This window comes from uncultured Pseudoxanthomonas sp. (assembly GCF_947498795.1).
Taxonomy (GTDB): domain Bacteria; phylum Pseudomonadota; class Gammaproteobacteria; order Xanthomonadales; family Xanthomonadaceae; genus Pseudoxanthomonas_A.
In genome coordinates this window covers 136,488-160,046 of sequence record NZ_CANMLQ010000005.1, presented here as the reverse complement: position 1 = coordinate 160,046, position 23,559 = coordinate 136,488, and the positions used below count along the sequence as shown (strand labels likewise).

Annotated in this window: 17 protein-coding genes; 8 read left to right on the top strand and 9 right to left on the bottom strand. The window is 68.5% G+C overall.

Going from position 1 to position 23,559, the window contains the following annotated elements; translation table 11 throughout:
* The first annotated feature begins 182 nt into the window (after positions 1–182).
* Positions 183–1,880: a transcription termination factor Rho gene (gene rho, locus Q0907_RS13400; protein WP_299345598.1), complete on the top strand. Its 1,698-nt coding sequence runs from the start codon at positions 183–185 to the stop codon at positions 1,878–1,880.
* Positions 1,881–2,034: 154 nt separating this feature from the next.
* Here the strand turns inward: rho and Q0907_RS13395 are convergent, their stop codons facing one another.
* Entirely contained in the window at positions 2,035–2,901 is an 867-nt protein-coding gene (locus Q0907_RS13395) for an energy transducer TonB (protein WP_299345595.1), read from the bottom strand.
* A gap of 73 nt (positions 2,902–2,974) precedes the next feature.
* Between Q0907_RS13395 and Q0907_RS13390 the strand changes: the two genes are divergently transcribed.
* Complete coding sequence (locus Q0907_RS13390; RefSeq protein ID WP_299345593.1) at positions 2,975–4,765, top strand: monovalent cation:proton antiporter-2 (CPA2) family protein; 1,791 nt, start codon at positions 2,975–2,977, stop codon at positions 4,763–4,765.
* Positions 4,766–4,774: 9 nt separating this feature from the next.
* Here the strand turns inward: Q0907_RS13390 and Q0907_RS13385 are convergent, their stop codons facing one another.
* Together Q0907_RS13385 and Q0907_RS13380 are read right to left on the bottom strand one after the other, a co-directional pair.
* On the bottom strand, positions 4,775–8,077 hold the full coding sequence (locus tag Q0907_RS13385) for an ankyrin repeat domain-containing protein (protein WP_299345590.1): 3,303 nt from the start codon (positions 8,075–8,077) through the stop codon (positions 4,775–4,777).
* Positions 8,070–8,327, bottom strand: coding sequence for a YcgL domain-containing protein (locus tag Q0907_RS13380; protein WP_299345587.1), 258 nt, complete (start codon positions 8,325–8,327; stop codon positions 8,070–8,072). Before Q0907_RS13380 ends, Q0907_RS13385 begins: the two co-directional genes overlap by 8 nt.
* Positions 8,328–8,490: 163 nt before the next feature.
* Here Q0907_RS13380 and Q0907_RS13375 point away from each other — a divergent pair, with 163 nt between their 5' ends.
* Genes Q0907_RS13375 through hemF form a run of 3 tightly spaced genes read left to right on the top strand, consistent with a single transcriptional unit; the run spans position 8,491 to position 12,369 of the window.
* Entirely contained in the window at positions 8,491–10,857 is a 2,367-nt protein-coding gene (locus tag Q0907_RS13375; protein WP_299345584.1) for a S9 family peptidase, read from the top strand.
* Between the two features lie 2 nt (positions 10,858–10,859).
* On the top strand, positions 10,860–11,429 hold the full coding sequence (locus tag Q0907_RS13370) for a hypothetical protein (protein ID WP_299345580.1): 570 nt from the start codon (positions 10,860–10,862) through the stop codon (positions 11,427–11,429).
* A 10-nt stretch (positions 11,430–11,439) separates the two neighbouring features.
* The gene (hemF, locus tag Q0907_RS13365; protein WP_299345577.1) at positions 11,440–12,369 is read left to right on the top strand and encodes an oxygen-dependent coproporphyrinogen oxidase; all 930 of its coding nucleotides are present in this window, start codon (positions 11,440–11,442) and stop codon (positions 12,367–12,369) included.
* Between the two features lie 58 nt (positions 12,370–12,427).
* On the opposite strand, the gene Q0907_RS13360 is transcribed toward hemF, so the two are convergent.
* Together Q0907_RS13360 and polA are read right to left on the bottom strand one after the other, a co-directional pair.
* Entirely contained in the window at positions 12,428–12,940 is a 513-nt protein-coding gene (locus Q0907_RS13360) for a YetF domain-containing protein (RefSeq protein ID WP_299345575.1), read from the bottom strand.
* Positions 12,941–13,308: 368 nt separating this feature from the next.
* Positions 13,309–16,074, bottom strand: a complete 2,766-nt coding sequence (polA, locus tag Q0907_RS13355) for a DNA polymerase I (protein ID WP_299345572.1) — start codon at positions 16,072–16,074, stop codon at positions 13,309–13,311.
* A gap of 97 nt (positions 16,075–16,171) precedes the next feature.
* Here polA and Q0907_RS13350 point away from each other — a divergent pair, with 97 nt between their 5' ends.
* Entirely contained in the window at positions 16,172–16,477 is a 306-nt protein-coding gene (locus tag Q0907_RS13350) for a DUF2782 domain-containing protein (protein WP_296278913.1), read from the top strand.
* A gap of 10 nt (positions 16,478–16,487) precedes the next feature.
* Here the strand turns inward: Q0907_RS13350 and Q0907_RS13345 are convergent, their stop codons facing one another.
* From Q0907_RS13345 to Q0907_RS13330, 4 genes are all read right to left on the bottom strand, one after another.
* The gene (locus Q0907_RS13345; RefSeq protein ID WP_296278912.1) at positions 16,488–16,934 is read right to left on the bottom strand and encodes a universal stress protein; all 447 of its coding nucleotides are present in this window, start codon (positions 16,932–16,934) and stop codon (positions 16,488–16,490) included.
* Between the two features lie 76 nt (positions 16,935–17,010).
* The gene (gene uvrD / locus Q0907_RS13340; RefSeq protein ID WP_299345568.1) at positions 17,011–19,212 is read right to left on the bottom strand and encodes a DNA helicase II; all 2,202 of its coding nucleotides are present in this window, start codon (positions 19,210–19,212) and stop codon (positions 17,011–17,013) included.
* 48 nt (positions 19,213–19,260) lie between these two features.
* Positions 19,261–19,758 (bottom strand): GNAT family N-acetyltransferase, encoded by a 498-nt coding sequence (locus tag Q0907_RS13335; RefSeq protein WP_299345565.1) that lies wholly within the window; start codon positions 19,756–19,758, stop codon positions 19,261–19,263.
* A 4-nt stretch (positions 19,759–19,762) separates the two neighbouring features.
* Complete coding sequence (locus Q0907_RS13330) at positions 19,763–20,392, bottom strand: TIGR00645 family protein (protein ID WP_299345562.1); 630 nt, start codon at positions 20,390–20,392, stop codon at positions 19,763–19,765.
* Between the two features lie 110 nt (positions 20,393–20,502).
* Here Q0907_RS13330 and Q0907_RS13325 point away from each other — a divergent pair, with 110 nt between their 5' ends.
* The gene (locus Q0907_RS13325; protein ID WP_299345559.1) at positions 20,503–21,204 is read left to right on the top strand and encodes a glutathione binding-like protein; all 702 of its coding nucleotides are present in this window, start codon (positions 20,503–20,505) and stop codon (positions 21,202–21,204) included.
* Positions 21,205–21,320: 116 nt separating this feature from the next.
* A complete protein-coding gene (locus tag Q0907_RS13320) occupies positions 21,321–23,546 on the top strand; it encodes a S9 family peptidase (RefSeq protein ID WP_299345557.1) in 2,226 nt (741 codons plus the stop codon).
* The last annotated feature ends 13 nt before the right edge of the window (positions 23,547–23,559 follow it).

Genomic DNA, 23,559 nt, shown 5'->3' with positions numbered 1-23,559 from the left:
GGGCGCCGGCTGAATCCGCTTGAACCCGACGCCTGCCCACCGCTTGCCGCCTTCCGGGGCCGGTGATAGTGTCGGACCCGAAATCCGGCGCAGGGGACGCGCCGCACCCATCTGAATACCCACTCTTCACTTCACCCCGCCGCCGCAACGCCGGCGCTCGCCACCTAGCGAGGATTCGCAACTTGTCCGACAGCAGCAACGAAACCGGCGCTCCCGCCGAGAAGCGCGTGCGCAAGACCCGCGCCCCCAAGACCCCGACCGCCGACACCGCCGCAGCGCCGGCCGAGCGCGCGCCCGAGATGGCGCCGCCGCTCCCGCTGCCGCCGGTCGCGGCCGAACGCGCACCCGCTTCCGCGGCGCCCCCTGCTCCCGCACCGTCCCAGGACGGAGGCGGCCAGGGCGATGCCCCGCCGCAGGCGCAGGGTGGCGGCCAGCACGATGGCGGCGAGCAGCGCGACGGCAACCGCTTCAACAACAACCGCCGCGACCGCTTCCGCAACCGCCGCGAGCGGAATCGCGACCGCCAGGGCCACGACGGCATGCCGCAGGACGGCAATGGCGGTGGTCAGGAGCAGTTCGTGCCGCGTGCGATGCCGAACGTGCCGGAGGGCTTCCCCCAGTATTCGCTGGGCGACCTCAAGCGCATGCCCGCGCCCAAGCTGCTGGACATCGCCGAGCAGCTGAACATCCAGGAAGGCGTCGCCCGCGCCCGCAAGCAGGACGTCATCTTCGCCCTGCTGAAGGTGCTGACCCGCCACGGTGAAGGCGTCGCCGCCGACGGCGTGCTGGAAATCCTGCCGGACGGCTTCGGCTTCCTGCGCGCGGCCGAGGCCAGCTACCTGGCCGGCCCGGACGACGTCTACATCAGCCCCAGCCAGATCCGCCGCTTCAACCTGCGCACCGGCGACCACCTGGCCGGCCGCATCCGCTGGCCGAAGGACGGCGAGCGCTACTTCGCGCTGTCGACGATCGACACGATCAACGGCGAACCGCTGGAAGCGTCGAAGAACAAGGTGCTGTTCGAGAACCTGACCCCGCTGTTCCCGCGCCGCCGCTTCACGCTGGAGCGCGGCAACGGTTCGTCGGAAGACATCGCCGGCCGCATCCTCGACCTGATGGCGCCGCAGGGCAAGGGCCAGCGCGCGCTGATCGTGTCGCCGCCCAAGGCCGGCAAGACGATCATGATGCAGCAGATCGCCACCGCCATCACGACCAACCACCCCGACGTGCACCTGATCGTGCTGCTGGTGGACGAGCGTCCGGAAGAAGTGACCGAAATGCAGCGCACCGTGCGCGGCGAAGTGGTGTCTTCGACCTTCGACGAACCGGCCGCCCGCCACGTGCAGGTCGCCGAGATGGTGATCGAGCGCGCCAAGCGCCTGGTCGAGCACAAGAAGGACGTGGTGATCATGCTGGACTCGATCACCCGCCTGGCCCGCGCCTACAACAACGTCGTGCCGAGCTCCGGCAAGGTGCTGACCGGCGGCGTGGACGCCAACGCCCTGCACCGCCCGAAGCGCTTCTTCGGCGCCGCGCGCAACGTGGAAGAAGGCGGCTCGCTGACCATCATCGCCACCGCGCTGGTCGAGACGGGCAGCAAGATGGACGAGGTGATCTACGAAGAGTTCAAGGGCACCGGCAACAGCGAAGTGCACCTGAACCGCCGCATCACCGAGAAGCGCGTCTATCCGGCCATCGACATCAACCGCTCCGGCACGCGCCGCGAGGACCTGCTGATCGAACCGGAACTGCTGCAGAAGATCTGGATTCTGCGCAAGCTGCTGCATCCGATGGATGAGATCGCCGCAATGGAATTCCTGCTGGACAAGATGAAGAACACGAAGTCCAACGACGAGTTCTTCAGCTCGATGAAGCGCTGATCCAGCGCGTCGTCCAGGAAAAAGCCCCGCAATGCGGGGCTTTTTCGTTGGGCGGAGCTTGCGTCCTCCAGACCTGCCTCTTCCATCGCGGCCTGCTGCAGGCCGCACGGTGGATCAGGATGCCGATTCCGCACGCAAAAAGCGGGGCCGCGCGCTATGCGCCGTCCAACGGCGTCAGCAGTTTCGGGCCCTGCTTGCCACCGGCCATGTGCACACCGCCTTCCGCGAGCGCGTCGGGCGAGAAGCCGGGGCGCTCGTCGTCCTGCGCCCAGGACACATGCTCGCGCGGGCCCGGCACATAGACTTCCCACTTGCCGTAGCGGGGCTTCTCGCCGAAGTTGAAATCGACCGGCACGCGCACGACCCAGTGCGGCTGCTCCGCGGCATCGCCGCGGGTGGGGGTATTGAAGGTCCACTTTTGCGCCGCGCCGATCGCCGCGCGCGCGAAGCGTTCGCGGAACTGGCGCATCTGCCCTTCGCTGGCGACCATGCGCAGGTTCACCTGCTCCGCGACCACGTCGTCGACAGTGCCGTCGCGGCCGATCTTCAACAGCAGGTACACGGTTCCCTGGACGCCGCCCTGGGCCGCCGCCATCGGATAACCCGGCGGTTTCATGCCGATGCTGCTGATGCGCTCCTCCGCCGGCATGGCCTGGTAGTCCCCGAAGTCCGCACCCCGGACAGTGACCTGCATCTTGCCGTCTCCGGTCGACTTCGCCACCAGGCGGGCGCTCATCCGCGTGCGCACCTGCCTGACGACGCCTTCCACCATGACCGGCTCGAAGCGCCACGACGTCGCGACCTGGGTCACGAAGGGCGCGATGCCCTCCGGCAACCGGTCCGGCGTGTCCAGGTCCACGGCGGCCACGCTGCCATCGGTGCGGATGGTGATCATGCCAGTGACCAGCATGCTGCCTTCGACCTGCTTGCGGACGGCACGCGGGCCCTCCGCATGGGCGCCCTGCGCGAACGCCACCAGCCCCACGAGCACCCACACCAGCCAGGCCATGCGCTGCTTCATACGTTCTCCTCGATCCCTGGAAACGGGTCCGTCGTGACCCTGTCCGCCGCATACTATCCCCGCGAGGTGACGCATGCACGGTAGTGGTCTGGAGTTGGCGCTGGTGTTCCTGCTGGCCGCGGTGATCGCGGTGCCGGTGTTCAAGCGGTTCGGGTTGGGGGCGGTGCTGGCCTATCTGGTGGCCGGGGTGGTGCTGGGGCCGGACGGGCTGGCGCTGGTGCGCGATGCCGATCGCATCCTCAACGCCGCGGAGATCGGCGTGGTGATGATGCTGTTCGTCATCGGCCTGGAACTGTCGCCTTCGCGCCTGCGGGTGATGCGCAAGCCGGTGTTCGGCGCCGGCGGCCTGCAGGTGCTGCTGAGCGCGCTGGTGCTGGGCGGCGTCGCGCTGCTGTTCGAACATCATTGGAAGACCGCGCTGGTGGTCGGCCTGGGCCTGGCGCTGTCGTCCACCGCCGTCAGCCTGCAGCTGCTGTCCGAACACAAGGAACTGACCAGCGAGCACGGCCGCCTCGGTTTCGCGATCCTGCTGTTCCAGGACCTGGTGGCGATCCCCCTGCTTGCCGCCATCCCGTTGCTCGGCGGTGCGAAGAACGAAACGCTGACATGGACGATGGTGTTCCACGCCGTCGGTGCCATCGCGATCGTCATCCTCGGCGGCCGGCTGGTGCTGCGGCAGCTGTTCCGCATCGTCGCGCGCACGCGCATGCCCGAGGTGTTCACCGCCACGGCGCTGCTGGTGGTGCTGGGCATCGCCTGGTTCATGCAGCTGGCCGGCCTGAGCGCGGGCCTGGGCGCGTTCCTGGCCGGCGTGCTGCTGTCCGACTCGGAGTTCCGCCACGAGCTGGAATCGCAGATCGATCCGTTCAAGGGATTGCTGCTGGGGCTGTTCTTCATCGCGGTCGGCATGGACATCGACCTGGATGCGGTGGCCGAGCAGCCGGAACTGATCGCTTCGGGCGTGCTGATCCTGCTGACGGTGAAGTTCGCCCTGCTGTTCGGCGTCGGCCGCTGGCCGGGCCGGCTCGATCCGCGCGGCGCGCTGATGCTGGCCGGCACGTTGTGGTTGGGCGGCGAATTCGCCTTCGTGGTGTTCAGCGAGGCCGCGCGCGTGAAGCTGATGGACGTGGCGCTGCGCAACCAGTTGAGTGCGATCGTGGGCCTGTCGATGGCGCTGACCCCCTTGCTGTTGCTGGGCCTGCACCGTCTGCTTGCCGACGTGAAACGGCCGACGGCCGCGCCGCGCTCGTTCGACGAGATCCCGGACGAGCAGCCGCAGGTGCTGATCGCGGGCATGGGCCGCTTCGGCCAGATCGTCGCCCGCTTGCTGACCGCGCAGCGCATCCCGTTCGTCGCGCTGGAGCACAGCCCCGAGACGGTGGACACCCTGCGGCGGTTCGGCAACATCCGGCTCTACTACGGCGATCCGACCCGGCCGGACCTGCTGAGGTCCGCGGGCGGCCAGCACGTGAAGGTGTTCGTGATCGCCATGGACGACCCGGACACGAACATCAAGGCGACCCGCTTGATCCGCCGCATGTTCCCCGACGCGCGCGTGCTGGCGCGTGCGCGCAACCGGCAGCATGCGTGGCGGCTGATGGACCTGAGTGCGGAGGCCTATCGCGAAACGCTGGGGTCGAGCCTCGAGATGGCGCAGCAGGTGCTGGTGGAACTCGGCATGCCGCCGGAAACCGCCGCCGAACACGCGCGGCGGTTCCGCCAGCACGACGAGAAGCTGCTGCGGGCGCAGTACCTGGTGTACGACGACGACGGCGCGGTGATCCAGACCGCGCGCGATGCGGTCAGCGACCTGGAGAAACTGTTCGAGGCCGATGCGACCGGCCAGGACGCGCCGGCGAAGTGAGCGCGCGCGTCAGCCGCGGTCGCGGAGGAAGCGGGCCATCGATGCGCCGGCGCCCGGCGTGGCGGGAACGAATTCCGCCGCTACGTCGATGAATCCGCGCATCACCGCGATCTCGCGCGGCGTCCGGTTCAGCGTGTCCCGCAGCTCCGGATCTGCGCCTGCCCGCAACAGGCGGCTGACGACGCGCAACAGGCCGTGCAGCGACGCCAGGTGCAGCGGACCGAAACCGCGCGGATCCTGCACGTCCAGCGAGACGCCTTCGTCCAGCAGGCGTTCCAGGCCCGCCAGCACCACCTCTTCGTCGCACGCGGTCCCCGGTTCGGCGCGCGCGCCCAGCAACAGCAGCAGCGGCGTCACCGCGCCTGCCGCCATCGCTTCGGATTCCGCACCGGACAACAGCAGCGTATCCAGCAGCGCCAGCAACCGCGGCTTCTCGCGGGCGGTGAATCCGTAGAGCGCGGCGCAGTGCAGCGGCGTGAGGCCCTGCGCATCGCCGGCCTGCACGTTGGCGCCGGCGGTGATCAGGCGGGCGGCGATCTCCGGCAGGCCGAGCGCCGCGGCCAGCATCAGCACGGTCACGCCACCGGGCAGGCGGTATTCGATGTCGGCGCCGGCCGCGAGCAGCGCGCCGACGATCTCGACCTGGCGCATGCTCACCGCAGCCGACAGCGGCGTGGCGCCGGTATGGGCGGCACGCTGCGCGTCGGCGCCGCGCGCGAGCAGCAGCTCGACGACGGCCGTGAAGCCTCCCCCCGCGGCGCGCAGCAGCGCCGTGCAGCCTTGCGCATCGGGCGAATCGACATCGAAGCCGAGATCCAGCAGGCGTCGCACGGCATCGCGATCACCGGCCATCGCCGCTGCCGGCAGGTCGGCGGGACGCAGCGCGCGCCGCGGCAGCGGCCAGATGCGCCAGTCGAGCCAGTCGGCCAGGTCGCGACGCCCGCACGCCAGGGCGACGCCGAGCGGGGTCTGGCCATCGGCTGCACGCGCATCCGGCGAGGCCCCCTTCGCGACCAGGTGCTTGAGCGCCGTCTCGCGGCCCAGCACGGCGGCCAGATGCAGCGCCGTCATGCCGTGGCTGTCGCGCGCTTCGCGGTCCACGCCGATGTCGAGCAGGCGGTCGAGCACGCGCTGCCACCCCAGGCGCACCGCCAGGGACAACGCCGGATCGCCCTGCCCCGACGACGCGAACGGATCGGCGCCACGTTCCAGCAGGTCCAGGGCACAGGATTCGAGTGCGCGCGCCGCCTGGTCGTCCGCCGCGCAGGCCGCCATGAAACGCGCAAGACCGCCGGCGCCGGAAGGCGATACCCCGCGTGCCAGCAGAGTGGCCAGCGCGGGCTGGCCAGCGACGCCCTGTGCCAGCACGGCGAAGACCAGACTGTCGCCACGCTCATTGCGGGTGTCGGGGTCGGCGCCGTGGCGCAGCAGCCACGCCAGGCGCGCGGGCCGCTGCATGTCGGCGTCGTGCAGCAGTGCACCCAGTTCGTCGCGGGAGCACAGCCGCGCCAGCGCATCCAGACCATCGAACTGCCCGCTCGCCAAGCCGTCGCGCAGCAGCGCCGAGGGGGCACGGTCGGGCGGCGTTTCGTCGTCGGCCGCAGCGACGGCGGTGGGCAACGCGTAACCGGGATCGAGGGCCGACACCAGCGCCCAGCGTCCGGCTTCGGCCGCTGCATCGACCGCGCGCCGGCCTTCCGCATCGGCAGCGGCAGGATCGACACCCCATTCCAGCAAGCGCCTCACCAGCGCGGGCGATGCATGGTCCGCGGTGCACGCCAGCATCAGGGCGTTGCGATGCCCGGCGTCGACGGCGGCGCGATCGGCGCCCGCGTCGGCCAGCTTTTCCAGCATGGCCAGATGCCCGCCGCGGGCGGCTTCCAGCCACGGCGTGCGCTGCTGGCTGTCGCGCGCATGCACGTCGGCACCCGCCGCCAGCAAGGTTGCGGCGATCTCGGCGTGGCCGGCGAAGGCAGCTTCGTGCAGGGCGCTACGGCGCTGCGCGTCGCGCGCGTCGACCTTGGCCTTGTGCTTGAGCAGCAACTGGACGCCCGCCGGGTCGTCCTCTTCGGTGGACGCAGCGGCCAGCAGAACCGGCTGCCCGCCCTGCGGGTCAGGGCGCGCGCCGCGTTCGAGCAGGAACTTCGCCAGCCGCCAGTTGCCGGCCACGCAGGCGACGCCGAGCGGCGTCAGTCCATCGTGGTTCAGTGCATCCAGTTCCGCCGCCGCGTCGCGCAGCAGTGCCACCACGCCGGGGTCGGAACTGCGGGCAGCGTGGTGCAGCGGCGTGTTGCCATCGCCGTCGGCAATGCGAGGGTCGGCACCGTTGGCCAGCAGGGTCGTGACGGCATCGGGGCGGCCATGCCAGCTGTCGCGCGTCGCCGCCAGCAGCGGAGTGACGCCGGCATGCGCGTGGTTGAGGTCGACCCCGTGGGCGATCAGCGTGCGCAGCAGCCGGAGGTCGGGCAGTACCGCAGCGAGGGCGCCGAGGCTGCGCTGGTCGCGCGCGCCTTCTGCCGGCAGCGCATGCGGGTCCGCGCCGGCGTCGATCAATTCCAGCGCGCGCTCGACGCGGCCGGTCCGCGCGGCGTCGAACAGCGCCTGCTCCAGGTCGGTCACCGGTCCGGCGGAGACCGGAACCTCCGCGAAGGCGTCGACGTCGACATCGCCGTCGGGCATCTCCACCACCGGCAGGACGCCTGCCCCCTGCAGCCGTTGCACGCCCAGGTGCAGGAGCGGCAGAGACACGGCGTAGACGATGGCCACCACCACGCGCGCCGCATCGGGCACCAGGCCGGGCCACGCCAGGCACAGCCCGCCGCCGACGGCGAGCGCCAGCAGCGTCGCCACGGCGAGCCCACGCCAGGCATGGAAGTCGCGCTCGACCAGCCCGCGCCAGTGGGCCGACAGCGCACCGCCGTCGCGCTCCAGCCCGTGCCATAGTGGCCATGTGCGCCAGAGTCCCACGATCACCGCGCCGACCACCGCACTGACGCCCAGCGCCGCCGGCAGGCTGCCGCTGTCGTGCAGCGAGGCCAGCGGCCAGGCCAGCAACGCGGCGCTGGCAGCGAACGCGATGCCCCAGGCCAACAGCAGCGCGGGCAGGTCTTCCCGCCAGGCACGGGCCGGTGCCAGCACGCGCGTGCCGCGCAGCCACGACACGGCCAGGGCGATCGCCGGTTGTGCGAGGCAGGCCGCGATGGCCGCCACCACGCCACCGGTCCATCCCCCCAGCGCCGCCAGCAGCACGCCCGCCAGCAGGGCAGCGACGGCGACGGCGACGGGACGGGTCTGCAGGCGCGACTCAGGCATCGGCACGGACGCGCGGATCGGGCGGCGGCGGAAACTGCACATGGAATCCGCGCGCGGCCAGGTTCTCCCGGACGACGGCGGCATCCTCGCGCGCCAGTTTCCGGTCCGGGGTCAGGGCCACTTCGAGCACGAACGACAGATCGCCCAACTGAGTGCGCAGCGGTTCCGGCACGAGGGTGAATCCATCGCGCGTGGCCAGGTATACGAACGTGTCGGCCTTGCGCTGGCTCTTGTAGACGTAGGCTTGCATGCGCGCGTGTCGCGCCCCGCGTATGGACAAGCGGAGATTGTGCGGGAAATGCGGTAGGCGCGAAACCCGCGCGCGTTGACGCCCGCGCATGACCATCGGCGGCCGGAACCGCGCGACGGGGCTGGTAATCTTGCGCCCTTCACCTCGCACTAACGGATGCCCGATGCGCCCCGTCCTGCTCGCCCTGCTGCTGCCGCTCGCCCTCGCGCCGTCCGCACGCGCACAGACCACCGCACCCTTCACGCTGGAACAGGCGATGGCGGAGCCGGACTGGATCGGTCCGCCGGTCGAGCGCGCCTGGTGGTCGTGGGACGGCAAGCAGGTCCAGTACGACCTCAAGCGCGACAGCAGCCTCGTGCGCGATACCTTCGAACAAGCGCTCGATGGCGGCGCCGCGCATCGCGTCGGCGATGACCGGCGCGCCGGCCTGGATGCCGCCAGCCCGGTGTACGACGTCCATCGCCAGCGCATGCTGCTGTCGCGCAACGGCGACCTGTTCGTGCGCGACCTGCGCAGCGGTGCGTTGACCCAGGTCACCCGCACCAACGACGCCGAGCAGCAGGCACGTTTTGCCCACGACGGCGCGGTGATCTGGCGGGCGGGCTCCACCTGGTACCGCTGGACGGCCGGCGCCGGCACCACGACCTTCGCCGAACTCAAGGCCGAGCGCGATCCGCTGGCGCCGCCGAAGGCCGACGCCCTGCGCGCGCAGCAGCTGCGCACCCTCCGCACGCTGGCCGACGACCGTGCCCAGGGCGAGGAAGCGCAGAAGCAGGCGGAGGCGTGGCGCAAGGCCGACCCGACGCGCGCGCCCGCACCGGTGTACCTCGGCAACGACGTGGAGATCGAAGCGAGCTCGCTGTCGCCGAATGGCCGCTGGCTACTGGTGGTGACCCGCAAGAAGGGGGCCGACGCGGGACAGGCCGGCAAGATGCCCAAGTACGTGACCGAATCCGGCTACGAGGAGTTCCAGGACGTGCGCACCCGCGTGGGACGCAACGCGCCCCTGCCGCATGCGCTGTGGCGCGTGGACCTGGCCGACGGCAGCGTGAAGCCGCTCTCGTTCGATCCGCTGCCCGGCATCGACAGGGATCCGCTCGCCGCGCTGCGCAAGAAGGCCGGCCAGGAGCCGCTGAAGGGCAACCGCGACGTGCGCGTGGAGAACGACAGCGACGGCGGCGCCATTGCCTGGACGAACGATGGCACCCAGGCCGCGGTGCAGATCCACGCGGTCGACAACAAGGACCGCTGGATCGCCACCGTCGACCTGGTGGGTGCCCGCCTGCTGCCACGCCATCGCCTGAGCGACGAGGCCTGGATCAACTGGGGCTTCAACCAGTTCGGCTGGCTGCCGGACAACCGCACGCTGTGGCTGCTGTCGGAAGAGTCCGGCTACTCGCACCTCTACACGGCGACGGGTTCCGAAAAGTTCCGCGCACGCACGTCGGGCAGGTGGGAGGTCTCCGAGCCGGAAGTCGCACCGGACGGCAACGGCTTCCTGTTCCTGTGCAACCGCGCCTGGCCGGGAGACTACGAAGTCTGCAGGCTCGACCTCGCCAGCAACCAGGTGCGCGAGGTGACCGCGCTCGACGGGGTGGAGAGCTTCAGCGCGTCGCCGGACGGGCGCCAGCTGCTGGTCCGCCACTCGCGCAGCTATACGCCGGCGCAGCTGTCCGTGGTCGGCATCGACGGCGGCGAGGCGAAGCCGCTCACCGACACCCGCACGGCCGCCTTCAAGGCCCGTACGTGGACCGAGCCGGAATACGTGCAGGTCCCGTCGAAGCATGGCGCCGGCGTGGTGTGGGGCAAATACTACGGCCCGAAGACGATGGAGCCGGGCAAGCGCTATCCCATCGTGATGTTCGTGCACGGCGCGGGCTACCTGCAGAACGTCACCGCCCGCTATCCGAACTATTTCCGCGAGCAGATGTTCCATCACCTGCTGGTGGAGCGCGGCTACATCGTGCTCGACCTGGACTACCGGGCCAGCGAGGGCTACGGCCGCGACTGGCGCACCGCGATCTACCGCAACATGGGCCATCCCGAACTCGAGGATTACCTCGACGGCCTCGACTGGCTGGTCGCGCAGAAGCAGGGGGACCGTGATCGCGCCGGCATCTACGGCGGCAGCTACGGTGGCTTCATGACGTTCATGGCGCTGTTCCGCGAACCCGGCACCTTCAAGGCCGGCGCCGCGCTGCGCCCGGTGGTCGACTGGACGCAGTACAACCACGAGTACACCAGTAACATCCTCAACACGCCAGAGCTGGATCCGGAGGCGTATCGCACCTCGTCGCCGATCGAGTATGCCGACGGCCTGCAGGACCACCTGCTGATCGCGCACGGCATGATCGACGACAACGTGTTTTTCAAGGATTCGGTGGTGCTGACGCAGAAGCTGATCGAACTGCGCAAGGACAACTGGGAACTGGCGGCCTATCCGCTGGAACGCCACGGATTCACGCGATCCGATTCGTGGCTGGACGAGTACAAGCGCGTACTCAAACTGTTCGAACAGACGCTCAAATAGCGATGCGACCTGACCCGGCCCACGCGACAGGCTCGCCCTTCGTCACTGTCACGGCGAAGGTATCGATCGTCATCGGCATCGCCGCCACCCTGTACGCCGTGGCGCAACTGATCGCGGCGCTGGTCCTGCTGGGGCCGGTGGATATGGAGGCGGTGCGCGGCTTCCTGGCGACGCGATCGGTCCCCGCCGCCGCGGTGTGGATACTCACCCACCTCACCGCGATCGCCGCCGGATTCCTGGCGGCCTCAGCGGCTTTCCTGGCCGTGTCCTTCGGCTTGCTTCGCCGCCGCGCATGGGGCTGGTGGGGCTTCGTGGCCTTCATGGTGGCCGGTGCCGCACTCAATTTCGCCGGCATTGCCGCCCTCGAGGCCGTGTTCGCCTGGGTGCGGGCGTTGCCGCCGCAGCCGGAGATGGAACGGATGCGGGCCGAACTCGCCGCGCTGCGCGTGGTCTCGCTGGCCACGCTGTGGGTGAGTGCCGTCGTGTTCGCGGCCCTGCATGGCCTGCTCGTCTGGCAGCTGTGCAGGCCCGATGTGCGCGCGGAATTCGGGATGCTGCGACCACCCCGGTAGAATGCGGGCCATGAACGATCTTTCGCCTGTCCGCGATTACCTGACCGACCTGCAGGACCGCATCTGCGCCGCCATCGAAGCGGCCGATGGCGACGCGCGATTCCATGAAGACGCATGGTCGCGGCCACCCGGCGACGCATCGCCCATCCGCGGCGGTGGCCGCACGCGGATCCTGCGCGACGGCGCCGTGTTCGAGCAGGCCGGCATCGGATTCTCCGATGTGTCGGGCGACCGGCTGCCTCCGTCGGCGTCGGCACATCGCCCTGAACTCGCAGGCGCGTCCTGGCGCGCAGTGGGCGTGTCGCTGGTCTTCCATCCGCGCAACCCGCACGTGCCGACCACGCACGCCAACGTGCGCCACTTCCGCGCCGAGCGCGATGGCGAAACGGTAGCGTGGTGGTTCGGCGGCGGCTTCGACCTCACCCCCTTCTATCCGGTCGACGAAGACGTGCGCCACTGGCACCGGACCGCGCGCGAGCTGTGCGAACCGTTCGGCGGGCAGGCCCGCTACGACGCGCACAAGCGCTGGTGCGACGAGTACTTCTTCCTCAAGCACCGCAACGAGACGCGCGGCGTGGGCGGGTTGTTCTTCGACGACCTGGGCGAGGATCCGGAGCGCGACTTCGGTTACCTGCGCGCGGTGGGCGACGGTTTCCTCGATGCCTACCTGCCGATCGTCGCATCGCGCAAGGACGTCCCCTACGGCGAACGCGAGCGAGCCTTCCAGCTGTACCGGCGCGGCCGCTACGTCGAATTCAACCTGGTCTACGACCGAGGCACGCTGTTCGGCCTGCAGAGCGGCGGGCGGGCCGAATCGATCCTCATGAGCCTGCCGCCGCTGGTACGTTGGGAGTATGGCTACACGCCCGAGGACGGCAGCGATGAGCAGCGGCTGCTCGACTACCTGCGCCCGCGCGACTGGCTGAACGAACTCGCCTGAGCTTGTTCTTGTGGGAGCGACGTAAGTCGCGAAGGTTTGCCGGGATCGCGATCGCGAGTTACGTCGCTCCCGCACCGGGGATCTCCGGCTGCCGGCCCACCACCGTGATATGCCCGTTGTTCTCCAGCACCGCCAAGCGGATGTCGGCCATGTCCAGGCAACCCGCTTCGCGCATCGCTTTCTCGAAATCCTCCCGGCTTATGAGCTCGCGGCGCAGGACATCCCGATAGACCTGTCCGTCGCGTGCGAGCAGCACCGGCGATCCTTCGACCCAGCGCTCCACCTTCGCCGATCGCGCGGAGGCCAGGCCCACGATCCAGTTCAGCGCGATCAACGTGGCGGCCAGCAGCAGGCCGCCGCCCACCGATGTGTCATCGCCAAGCAGCGCGTTCTGGACGGCATTGCCGAGCAGCACCACCAGCAGCATGTCGAAGGGCGTGAACTGGCCCATCGTGCGCTTGCCGGTCATGCGGATCATCGACAGCAGGATGAAGTACACGACGCATGCCCTCAGCACGAAGGCCCACCAGGGCATGGCCATGTGGAACATCTCGGCGAACGTCGCGCTCATGCATCACCCGGTGGCGAAAGGTTGCGCGCACGGTAGCGCACGCGGGCTTGGAGGACGACGGGCAATAAAAAGCCCCGCAGACCAGGGGGGGGTCGGCGGGGCCAGGGGAGCGGGACCTGGGGAGGGGTCGTCGCTCCGGGGGAGATCGCTCCAGGGGAAGGGAGAGATCAGTGACAGACGTTGCATCTGTCACGGGGCTATATGACCACTCCGGACATGGATGGTTCGTGAAGATTCCGGTTAAAAAACCGTAAGATTCAGGAGTAATTCATTTTATTGAACTGGTCGGTATACAAATATACCTGACAGGGTTTTCCTGAACTTTCCGCAAGTGCATGTTCCGGAAGGGAAAGCGTTTCCAGGCCGGGCTAATGCGCCTCTTCCCAGTTGTCGCCGACGCCGCTGTCGACGACCAGCGGAACGCTCAGTTGCGCGGCCGCCGCCATGCGAGCCGTCGCTTCCTGCAGCAGCTCGGGGACAAAACCGGCATCGGCTTCGAACACCAGTTCGTCGTGCACCTGCAGGATCATGAGCGCCTGTCCGCGGTGATCCGCCAGCCATGCGTCGACGCCGATCATCGCGCGCTTGATGATGTCCGCCGCCGTGCCCTGCATCGGCGCGTTGATCGCCGCGCGCTCGGCGCCGGCGCGCTGCCCCTGCGTTCCCTTGTTGATGTATTCCAGGTACAGGCGGCGACCGAAGACCGTCTCGACGTAGCCGAGCTCGCGCGCCTGCTGCCGCGTGCGCTCCATGTAGTCGCGTACGCCCGGATACCGGCTGAAGTACAGCGCGATGTAGTCCTGCGCCTCGCCGCGGCCGATGCCCAGCTGCCGCGCCAGGCCGAACGCGCTCATGCCGTACATCAGGCCGAAGTTGATCGCCTTCGCGGCGCGGCGCTCGTTGCCGGTCACGTCCTCGAGCTTGCGGCCGAACACTTCCGCCGCCGTCGCCTTGTGGATGTCGGCGCCGGACTCGAAGGCGCGCACCAGTCCCGGGTCCTGCGACAGGTGGGCCATGATGCGCAACTCGATCTGCGAGTAGTCGCAGGCGACCAGCTTGCGCCCCGGCGGCGCCACGAAGGCCTTGCGGATGCGCCGGCCATCCTCGGTGCGGATCGGGATGTTCTGCAGGTTCGGATCGGTGGACGACAGCCGCCCCGTCGCGGCACCGGCCTGGTGGTAGCTGGTGTGCACGCGACCGGTGTCGGGATTCACCATCTCCGGCAGTTTGTCGGTATAGGTGCTGCGCAGCTTCGCCAGGCCGCGGTACTCCAGGATCACGCGCGGCAACTCGTGCTGGTCGGCGATGGCTTCGAGCGCTTCTTCATTCGTGCTGGGCTGGCCGGTCGGCGTCTTCACCAGTACGGGCAGCTTCAGCTCGTCGAACAGCAGCGCCTGCAACTGCTTCGGCGAATCGAGATTGAAGGTGCGCCCGGCCAGCTCGGTCGCCTTCTGCTGCGCGGCCAGCATGCGCTTGGAGAGGTCGCCGCTCTGCCGGCGCAGTTCGTCGGCGTCGATCATCACGCCGTTGGCCTCGATGCGCGCCAACACGGGCACCAGCGGCATTTCGATGTCGCGGTACACGCGTTCCAGCCCGGGCTCGGCCATCAGTCTCGGCGCGATCGCGTGATGCAGCCGCAGGGTGATGTCGGCGTCCTCGGCGGCATAGCGGGTCGCGTCATCGACCGCCACCTGGGAGAACGGGATCTGCTTGGCGCCCTTGCCGGCCACGTCTTCGTACTTGATCGTATCGTAGCCGAGGAAGCGCTTGGCCAGGCTGTCCATGTCGTGGCGGTTGCTGCCCGAGTTCAGCACGAAGCTCTCAAGCATCGTGTCGTCGGCGTAGCCCTGGACCTCCACGCCGTGGCGGCGAAGCACGTGCAGGTCGTATTTCCCGTGCTGGCCCAGCTTGCGCTTGCCGGGATCGGCCAACACCGGCCGCAGCGCCGCGAGCACGCCCGCACGGTCGAGCTGCGGCGGCGCACCGGGATAGTCGTGGCCGACGGGCACGTAGACCGCCTTGCCCGGCTCGGTGGCGAAACTCAGCCCCACCAGGGTGGCACGCATCGGGTCGAGACTGTCGGTCTCGGTATCGAACGCGAACTCGTCGGCCCGCTGCAGCGCGGCCACCAGCGCATCGAGCTGCGCCGGCTCGGTGACGGCGGCATAGTCGCCGGCCATGCCCAGCGCGGGATCGAGGGGTGTTTCGTCGACGGCGGCAGCCGCCACGCGACCGGTGCCGCGCGCGCGGCCCGGTTCCTTCTCGGCGACGGAGGCCGCATCAAGGGCGCCGCCTTCCAGCTCCTTGAGGGCCTGGTTGAAACCGTAACGCGCGTACAGCTCGCGGAGTTCGTCGACGTGGCGGTCGCGCAGCGGCAGCGTGTCCGGGCCGCCTTCCAGCGCCACGTCGGTCTTGATGGTCACCAGGGTGCGGTTCAACGGCAGGCGCGGCAGCGCGGCGCGCAGGTTGTCGCCGATCTTGCCCTTGATCTCGCCGGACCGCTCGATGATCGCGTCCAGCGTGCCGTACTCGCCCAACCACTTCGCCGCCGTCTTGGGTCCGCACTTCTCGACGCCGGGCACGTTGTCGATGGCGTCGCCCATCAGGGCCAGGAAGTCGACGATCTGCTCCGGCCGCACGCCGAACTTCTCCACCACGGCATCCACGGAATCCAGCCGGCTGCCGCTCATCGTGTTGACCAGCGCCACTCCCGGACGGACCAGCTGCGCGAAATCCTTGTCGCTGGTGGAGATGGTGACCTCCATGCCCTGCGCCGCACCCTGCAGCGCCAGCGTGCCGATCACGTCATCCGCCTCCACGCCGTCGACGCGCAGCAAGGGGAAGCCCAGCGCCTGGACGATGCGGATCATCGGTTCGACCTGCGCGCGCAACTCTTCCGGCATGGGCGGGCGATTGGCCTTGTAGTCGGGATAGAGTTCGTCGCGGAACGTCGGGCCGCTGGCGTCGAGCACGAAGGCCACGTAGTCCGGTTTTTCCTTCAGCGTGGCGCGCAGCATGTTCACCACGCCGAACAACGCGCCGGTAGGCTCACCCTGTGCGTTGGTCAGCGGAGGCAGCGCATGGAACGCGCGGAACAGGTAGCTGGAGCCGTCGATCAGTACGAGTCGTGTCATGCCGGCATTCTACGCCCCGCCCTTGCGCGCGGCGTCACGCGCCCACCCTCGCATTGGGCGCATAATCGGGACGTCATTCCCCCGACCGGACGCCACCATGAACCGCATGACGAGCCTCGCACTGCCGTTGTCCTGCCTGCTGGCCATGGCCGGTTGCGCCTCGACAGGCGGCGGCAACCCGTCCGACATCGACCTGGCCAACGCGCAGGTGGCGGTGCGCACGGAAAAGAACGGCGACACCATCGAGGAATACCGCGTGGCGGGCAACCTGCGCATGGTCAAGGTCACGCCATCGCGTGGCGCGCCCTATTACCTGTACGACTCCGACGGCGACGGCCGCCTGGACAAGAGCAAGGACAACAGCGACATCTCGCCGGTGTACTGGAAGCTCTACGGCTGGTGAGCCGCCGCGTTCAGCGGATGACGAGCACCGGCACGCCGCAGCGGGCCAGCACTTCGCTGGTCTGGCTGCCCAGCAGCAGGCGGCCCAGCGCGCGGCGCCCATGCGAGGCCATGACGATCAGGTCGCAACCTTCGCGTTCGGCAGTGTCCACGATGGCCTCGGCCGCATAGCGGTCGGCCACGTGCAGCAGGTGCGGGTCGACGCCGGCCGCCTGCGCCTGCGCGGTGACGCCATCGAGGACCTTGCGGGCGGCCTCCTCGCGCGCTTTCTGGAAGTCCGGCAGCGAGGTCGCCACCGCGCTCCAGCCCAGCGCATCATCGAAGCCGGTGCTGATGGGTTCGCTCACCGTGAGGACCGTCGCCCTGGCCTGCAGCTGCAAGGCCAGGGCAAGGCCATGCTGCACGCCCTTGCCTGCCAGCTCGGAACCGTCGGTCGCGATCAGGATATGCCGGTACATGGCCGCACCTCGAGGTGATGGAGTGCGGCCATTAGACGCCCTGCCGGCGCAACGCGCCGTGATCTGGATCAATCGCCTAGACCGCCTGCAGGTTGGCGTAGGCGAGCACCAGCACCTTGGGACCGACCTCGGCGAAGTTCACGTGTACCAGCGTATGCGCCCCGCTGCCCTCGTAATCGGTAACCACGCCCTGACCGAACTTGGCGTGCGTCACCATCTGCCCGAGCTTCATGGAAGGCGACTCGATGGACGCGTGGCCGGCCACCGGCCGTGAAGCAAAACCCGGGGCGGCACGGCTGACCTGCACGCGCGGGCGGACTTCGTTCAACAGGCTCGCGGGGATCTCGCGCAGGAAACGCGACGGGATGCCGTACATGTCCTGCCCGTGCAGGCGACGCGCTTCGGCATAGCTCAGCACCAGCTTCTGGCGTGCGCGGGTGATGCCCACGTAGGCAAGCCGCCGCTCTTCTTCCAGCCGCCCGCTTTCGTCCAGCGAACGGTTGCTGGGGAACAGGCCCTCTTCCAGCCCTGCCAGGAACACCAGCGGGAACTCCAGGCCCTTGGCCGAGTGCAGCGTCATCAACTGCACGCCGTCCTCACCGGCGTCCACCTGGCCCTCGCCGGCCTCCAGCGCGGCATAGGACAGGAAGGCGACCAGTTCGCTCATGCCCTCCTGCACGTCTTCCTCGACGGCGACGTCCTCGCGGCGCACGAAGCGGGAGGCGACCGACACCAGTTCGTCGAGGTTCTCGGTACGCGATTCGGAATCGAGGCCGCCGCGGCTTTCGCGTGCCCAGTGCTCGCGCAGGCCGGAGCGCGCAAGCACGTGGTCGACGCGCTCGGCCAGCGTCATCTCGGCGGTTTCCTCGGCCAGCTGGTCGACCAGCGACGCGAACGCCGCCAGCGCGTTGCGTGCGCGGCCGGCGAGGTCGCTGCCCTGGGCCGCGAGCACCGCCGCGCCCCACAGCGACACGCGGGCGCCGCGTGCCAGACGGCGAACCTCGTCCAGCGTGCGCTCGCCGATGCCGCGCGTCGGCGTATTCACCACGCGCTCGAACGCCGCGTCGTCGGCACGGTTGGCCATCAGGCGCAGGTAGGCGAGCGCGTCCTTGATTTCGGCGCGCTCGAAGAAGCGCATGCCGCCATATACGCGATACGGCACCTGTTCGGACAGCAGCGCTTCTTCGAAGGCACGCGATTGCGCATTGCTGCGATAGAGGATGGCGGCATCGCCGAGGCTGCCGCCGTCGCGCACCCATTGGCGGATGCGCTCGACCACGAAGCGGGCTTCGTCCATCTCGTTGTAGGCGGCGTACAGGTCGATCGGCTCGCCGTCGCCGGTGTCGGTCCACAACTGCTTGCCGATGCGGCCCGGATTGTGCGCGATCACCGCATTGGCGGCGCCCAGGATGTTCGCGCTGGAGCGGTAGTTCTGTTCCAGCCGGATGGTCCGGGCGGAGGGATAGTCGCGCAGGAACTGCTGCATGTTCTCGACTTTCGCGCCGCGCCAGCCGTAGATGCTCTGGTCATCGTCGCCGACCACGAACACGTGCCCCGTATCGCCGGCGAGCACGCGGACGAACGCATACTGGATGGCGTTGGTGTCCTGGAATTCGTCCACCAGGATCTGTCGGAAGCGCGTGCGGTAATGCGCCAGCAATGCCGGCGTATCGCGCAGCAGCTCGTGCGCACGCAGCAGCAGTTCGGCGAAGTCGACCAGGCCGGCGCGGTCGCAGCGTTCCTGGTAGCCGGCATAGACCTGCCGGCGCACATCCAGCCAGTCGTCGTTCGGCGCGGGCTGGATGTGTTCCGGTCGGCGGCCTTCGTCCTTCTGCTCGTTGATCCACCAGGTGAGCTGCTTGGGCGGATACTTGCCTTCGTCCAGCTCCATCGCCTGGACGACGCGCTTGACCAGGCGCTGCTGGTCGTCGCTGTCCAGCACCTGGAAGGTCTCCGGCAGCTTGGCTTCCTGCCAGTGCAGGCGCAGCAGGCGGTGCGCGAGGCCGTGGAAGGTGCCGATCCACATGCCCCGGCTGCCATTGCGCAGCTGCACGTCGGCGCGCGCGCGCATCTCGCCCGCAGCCTTGTTGGTGAAGGTGACCGCGAGGATCCCGTGCGTGGGGACGCCATGGACTTCATTGAGCCAGGCGATGCGGTGGGTCAGCACGCGGGTCTTGCCGGAGCCGGCGCCGGCCAGGACCAGGTAATGCCCGGGTTCGGCGGAAACGGCGTCGCGCTGGGCGGGATTCAGGTCTTCGAGCAGGTGGGAAACATCCATCCGCGCATTTTACGGCCTGCGGCGGCCCAAACCCTGAGACGAAGGCGTTCAGGCCAGTTCGGCGACCTGCATGGAGACCTGCTTGCGACCGTTGTCCAGCCACTGGCGACCGGCTTCGACGAAGCCGTGGCGCGCATGGAACAGACGCGAAGGCTCGTTCGGCGGCACCACGTTGAACTCGCAGGTGACGCGCGGGATGCCGCGTTCACGGGCGAAGGCGAACAGGTCGGCATAGAGCCGCGACCCCAGGCCGTGCCCCTGCGCCGCCGCATCCACCACGATGCGGTCGACGTAGAGGAAATCCGGATAGCGTCCGGCGAACCACCCGAAGTTGTCGTTGCGGTAATCCGCACCGGCACGCATCGCCAGCAGGAAGGCGACCACGCGACCGTCGAGCGTCGCCACGCGGAGACAGTCGGACAGGGACGCCAGGTGGCGCAACCTGTCCACATCCATAGGGCTGGTGTGGCGGACCTCAGCTTCGTTCAGCGCGATGATGGCGGCGTGGTCGCCATCGTTCGCTTCACGGATCACGGGTTCCGCCACGGGGTCAGTGTGCGGCGTGCTTGGGCGTCGCGCTGTTGCTCATCAATCTGTCGGTGTAGGCGATACCGATTGCCGACAGAATGAAGATGGCATGGATGATCGTCTGCCACATCACGCCGGTCGGCGTGAAGTCGCTGCAGGTCTTCGCCGCCCACCCGGCCACCTTGGCCGCCTCCGCCGCAGCGAACGCAGCCGGCGTACCACATAGCGGCAGGCCACCGAGGGCGCTGGCGCCGATGAAGGTCTTCAGCAGATGGATGGACGAGATGCCGATGATCGCCATCGCCAGCTTGACCTTCAGCACCGATGCGTTGACGTGGCTGAGCCATTCCGGCTGGTCGGGGTGCTTTTCCAGCCCCATGCGCGACACGAAGGTCTCGTAGCCGCCGACGATCACCATCATCAACAGGTTGGAGATCATCACTACGTCGATCAGCCCCAGAACCAGCAGCATGATGTCCTGCTCACTAAGGCTGGTCGCGCCATGCACCAGGTGCCACAGTTCCTTCAGGAACAGGACCACGTACACGCCTTGCGCCACGATCAGGCCCAGGTACAGCGGGAGCTGCAGCCAGCGCGAACTGAAGATCAGGGCCGGCAGGGGTCCCAGGCGCGCGGATTTTGGTTCGGTCATGTCGGGAACAGTGCTTTCCAAGGATGCGGCAGGGTAGCGGCCGGATTTGACGCTGCCAAGTCTGCAGGCCGGTCTAGACTCGAAGGCCTCCCCACCCCGCGGACCCCGCCATGATCGACCTGTACTACTGGCCTACCCCGAACGGCCACAAGATCACGCTGCTGCTGGAAGAGCTGGCCGAGGCCGGCGCGAAGCTGGACTATCGCATCGTGCCGGTGAACATCGGCAAGGGCGACCAGTTCAAGCCGGACTACCTTGCGTTCTCGCCCAACAACAAGATGCCGGCCATCATCGACCATGCGCCGGCCGACGGTGGCGAGCCGATCAGCGTGTTCGAGTCCGGTGCCATCCTGGTGTACCTGGCCAACAAGACCAACCGCTTCTTCGGCAACGACACGCGGCACAAGGTGGCAGTGAACCAGTGGCTCATGTGGCAGATGGGTGGCCTGGGGCCGATGACAGGGCAGTATGGCCACTTCACCTTGTACGCACCGGACAAGATTCCCTACGCCATCGACCGCTACACCCGCGAAGTGCAGCGTTTGCTCGGCGTGCTGGACACGCAGCTGGCGAAGCACGCGTACGTCGCAGGCGACGAGTACAGCATCGCCGACATGGCGATCCATCCGTGGATCAACGCTTACGACAGGGCGCCGTTGGATATGTCGCCCTATCCCGCCCTGCAGCGCTGGCATGCGGAGATCGCCGCGCGTCCTGCCGTGCAGCGCGCGTACGCGCTGAAGACGCAGGTGAATCCCGATGCGGGCAAGCCGCTGACCGACGAGGAACGCAAGCACCTGTTCGGAAGGTAGCGTGCGCCATGCGCACGATGCGCGGTGCCGGATCCAGAGGTCGTGCGCATGGCGCACGCTACGGTTCGCGGGTGCAATAATCCGGGCCTGACCGGCCCCGCCGCCCGAGAAATCCGATGCGCCTCGCCCTGTTCGCCCTGATGACCCTCGCCACCGCCCTGCCCGCCCACGCCGAAAAACTGACGCTGGAAGCCATCACCGGCAGCGCGCCGCTGTCCGGCCCGACGCTGACCAAACCGCAGGTGGCGCCGGACGGATCACGGGTGACCTTCCTGCGCGGCAAGGACAGCGACCGCAACCGGCTGGACCTGTGGGAGTACGACATCGCCAGCGGGCAGACGCGCCTGCTGGTGGATTCGTCGGTGGTGCTGCCGGGCGAGGAAATGCTGAGCGACGAGGAAAAGGCGCGCCGCGAGCGCCAGCGCATCGCCGCGCTGTCCGGCATCGTCGATTACCAATGGTCGCCCGACGGCAAGGCGCTGCTGTTTCCGCTGGGCGGCGAGCTGTACTTCTACGACCTGGCCAAGACCGGCAAGGACGCGGTGCGCAAGCTCACGAACGGCGGCGGCTTCGCCACCGATCCGAAGATCTCGCCGAAGGGTGGCTTCGTCAGCTTCATCCGCGACCGCAATTTGTGGGTCATCGCGCTGGCCGACGGCAGGGAAGTGCAGCTGACCCGCGATGGCAGCGACACCATCGGCAACGGCGTGGCCGAATTCGTCGCCGACGAGGAAATGGATCGCCATACGGGCTACTGGTGGGCGCCGGACGATTCGGCCATCGCCTTCGCCCGTATCGACGAAACGCCGGTGCCGCTGGTGAAGCGCTATGAGGTCTATCCCGACCGGACGGAGGTCGTCGAACAGCGCTATCCGGCAGCGGGCGATGCGAACGTACTGGTGCAGCTGGGCGTGATTGCGCCGAAAGCGAGTGCCAGACCGCAGTGGATCGACCTGGGCACCGAGAAGGACATCTACCTGGCCCGCGTGGACTGGCGCGATCCGCAGCGCCTGACCTTCCAGCGCCAGTCGCGCGACCAGAAGACGCTCGACCTGATCGAGACGACGCTGGCAACCGGCAAGCAACGCACGCTTGTGACCGAAACGTCGAAGACTTGGGTGCCACTGCACAACGCCTTGCGTTTCCTGAAGGATGGACGCTTCCTGTGGTCGTCGGAGCGTGATGGATTCGAGCATCTTTACCTCGTATCCGAGAACGGGACTTCGCTGTCGCAGCTGACCCGCGGTGACTGGGTCGTGGACAGCCTGCTGGCAGTCGACGAAGGCAATGGCCTGGCGTACGTCAGCGGCACGCGCGATGGCGCCGCCGAAACCCACGTCTACGCCGTGCCGCTGACAGGCGGCGAACCGCGCAAGCTGACGCCTGCTGCGGGCGTGCACACGGCCAGCTTCGCCCGCAATGCCAGCGTCTTCGTCGACAGCTGGTCCAGCGACACGACACTGCCGCAGATCGAACTGTTCAAGGCGGACGGCACGAAGCTGGCGACGCTGCTGGAGAATGATGCCGTCGACGCCGGGCATCCGTATGCGAAGTACCTGGCCGCGCACCAGCCGACCACATTCGGCACGCTGACGGCGGCCGACGGCAAGACGCCGCTGCACTACAGCCTGATCAAGCCGGCGAATTTCGACCCGAAGAAGAAGTATCCCGTGGTGGTGTTCGTCTACGGTGGCCCTGCCGCGCAGACCGTCACCCGCGCCTGGCCCGGCCGCACTGACGCCTTCTTCAACCAGTACCTGGCGCAGCAGGGTTATGTGGTGTTCTCGCTGGACAACCGCGGCACCCCGCGCCGTGGCGCGGCGTTCGGCGGCGCGCTGTACGGCAAGCAGGGCACGGTGGAAGTGGACGACCAGCTGCGCGGCGTCGAATTGCTGAAGGCGCAGTCCTTCGTCGATGCAAAGCGCATCGGCGTGCATGGCTGGTCCAACGGCGGCTACATGACGCTGATGCTGCTGGCCAAGCACAGCGAAGCGTATGCCTGCGGCGTGGCGGGCGCGCCGGTGACCGACTGGGCGCTGTACGACACCCACTACACCGAACGCTACATGGACCTGCCGAAGGCGAACGAAGCCGGCTATCGCGAAGCCAGCGTGTTCACCCACCTGGCCGGCCTGCGTTCGAAGCTGCTGCTGATCCACGGCATGGCCGACGACAACGTGCTGTTCACCAACTCGACCCAGCTGATGAGTGACCTTCAGAAGCGCGGCACGCCGTTCGAGTTGATGACGTACCCAGGGGCCAAGCACGGCCTGCGCGGCAGCGACCTGCTGCATCGCTACCGGCTGACCGAGGATTTCTTCGCCCGTTGCTTGAAACCCTGATCCCCTCCGACCT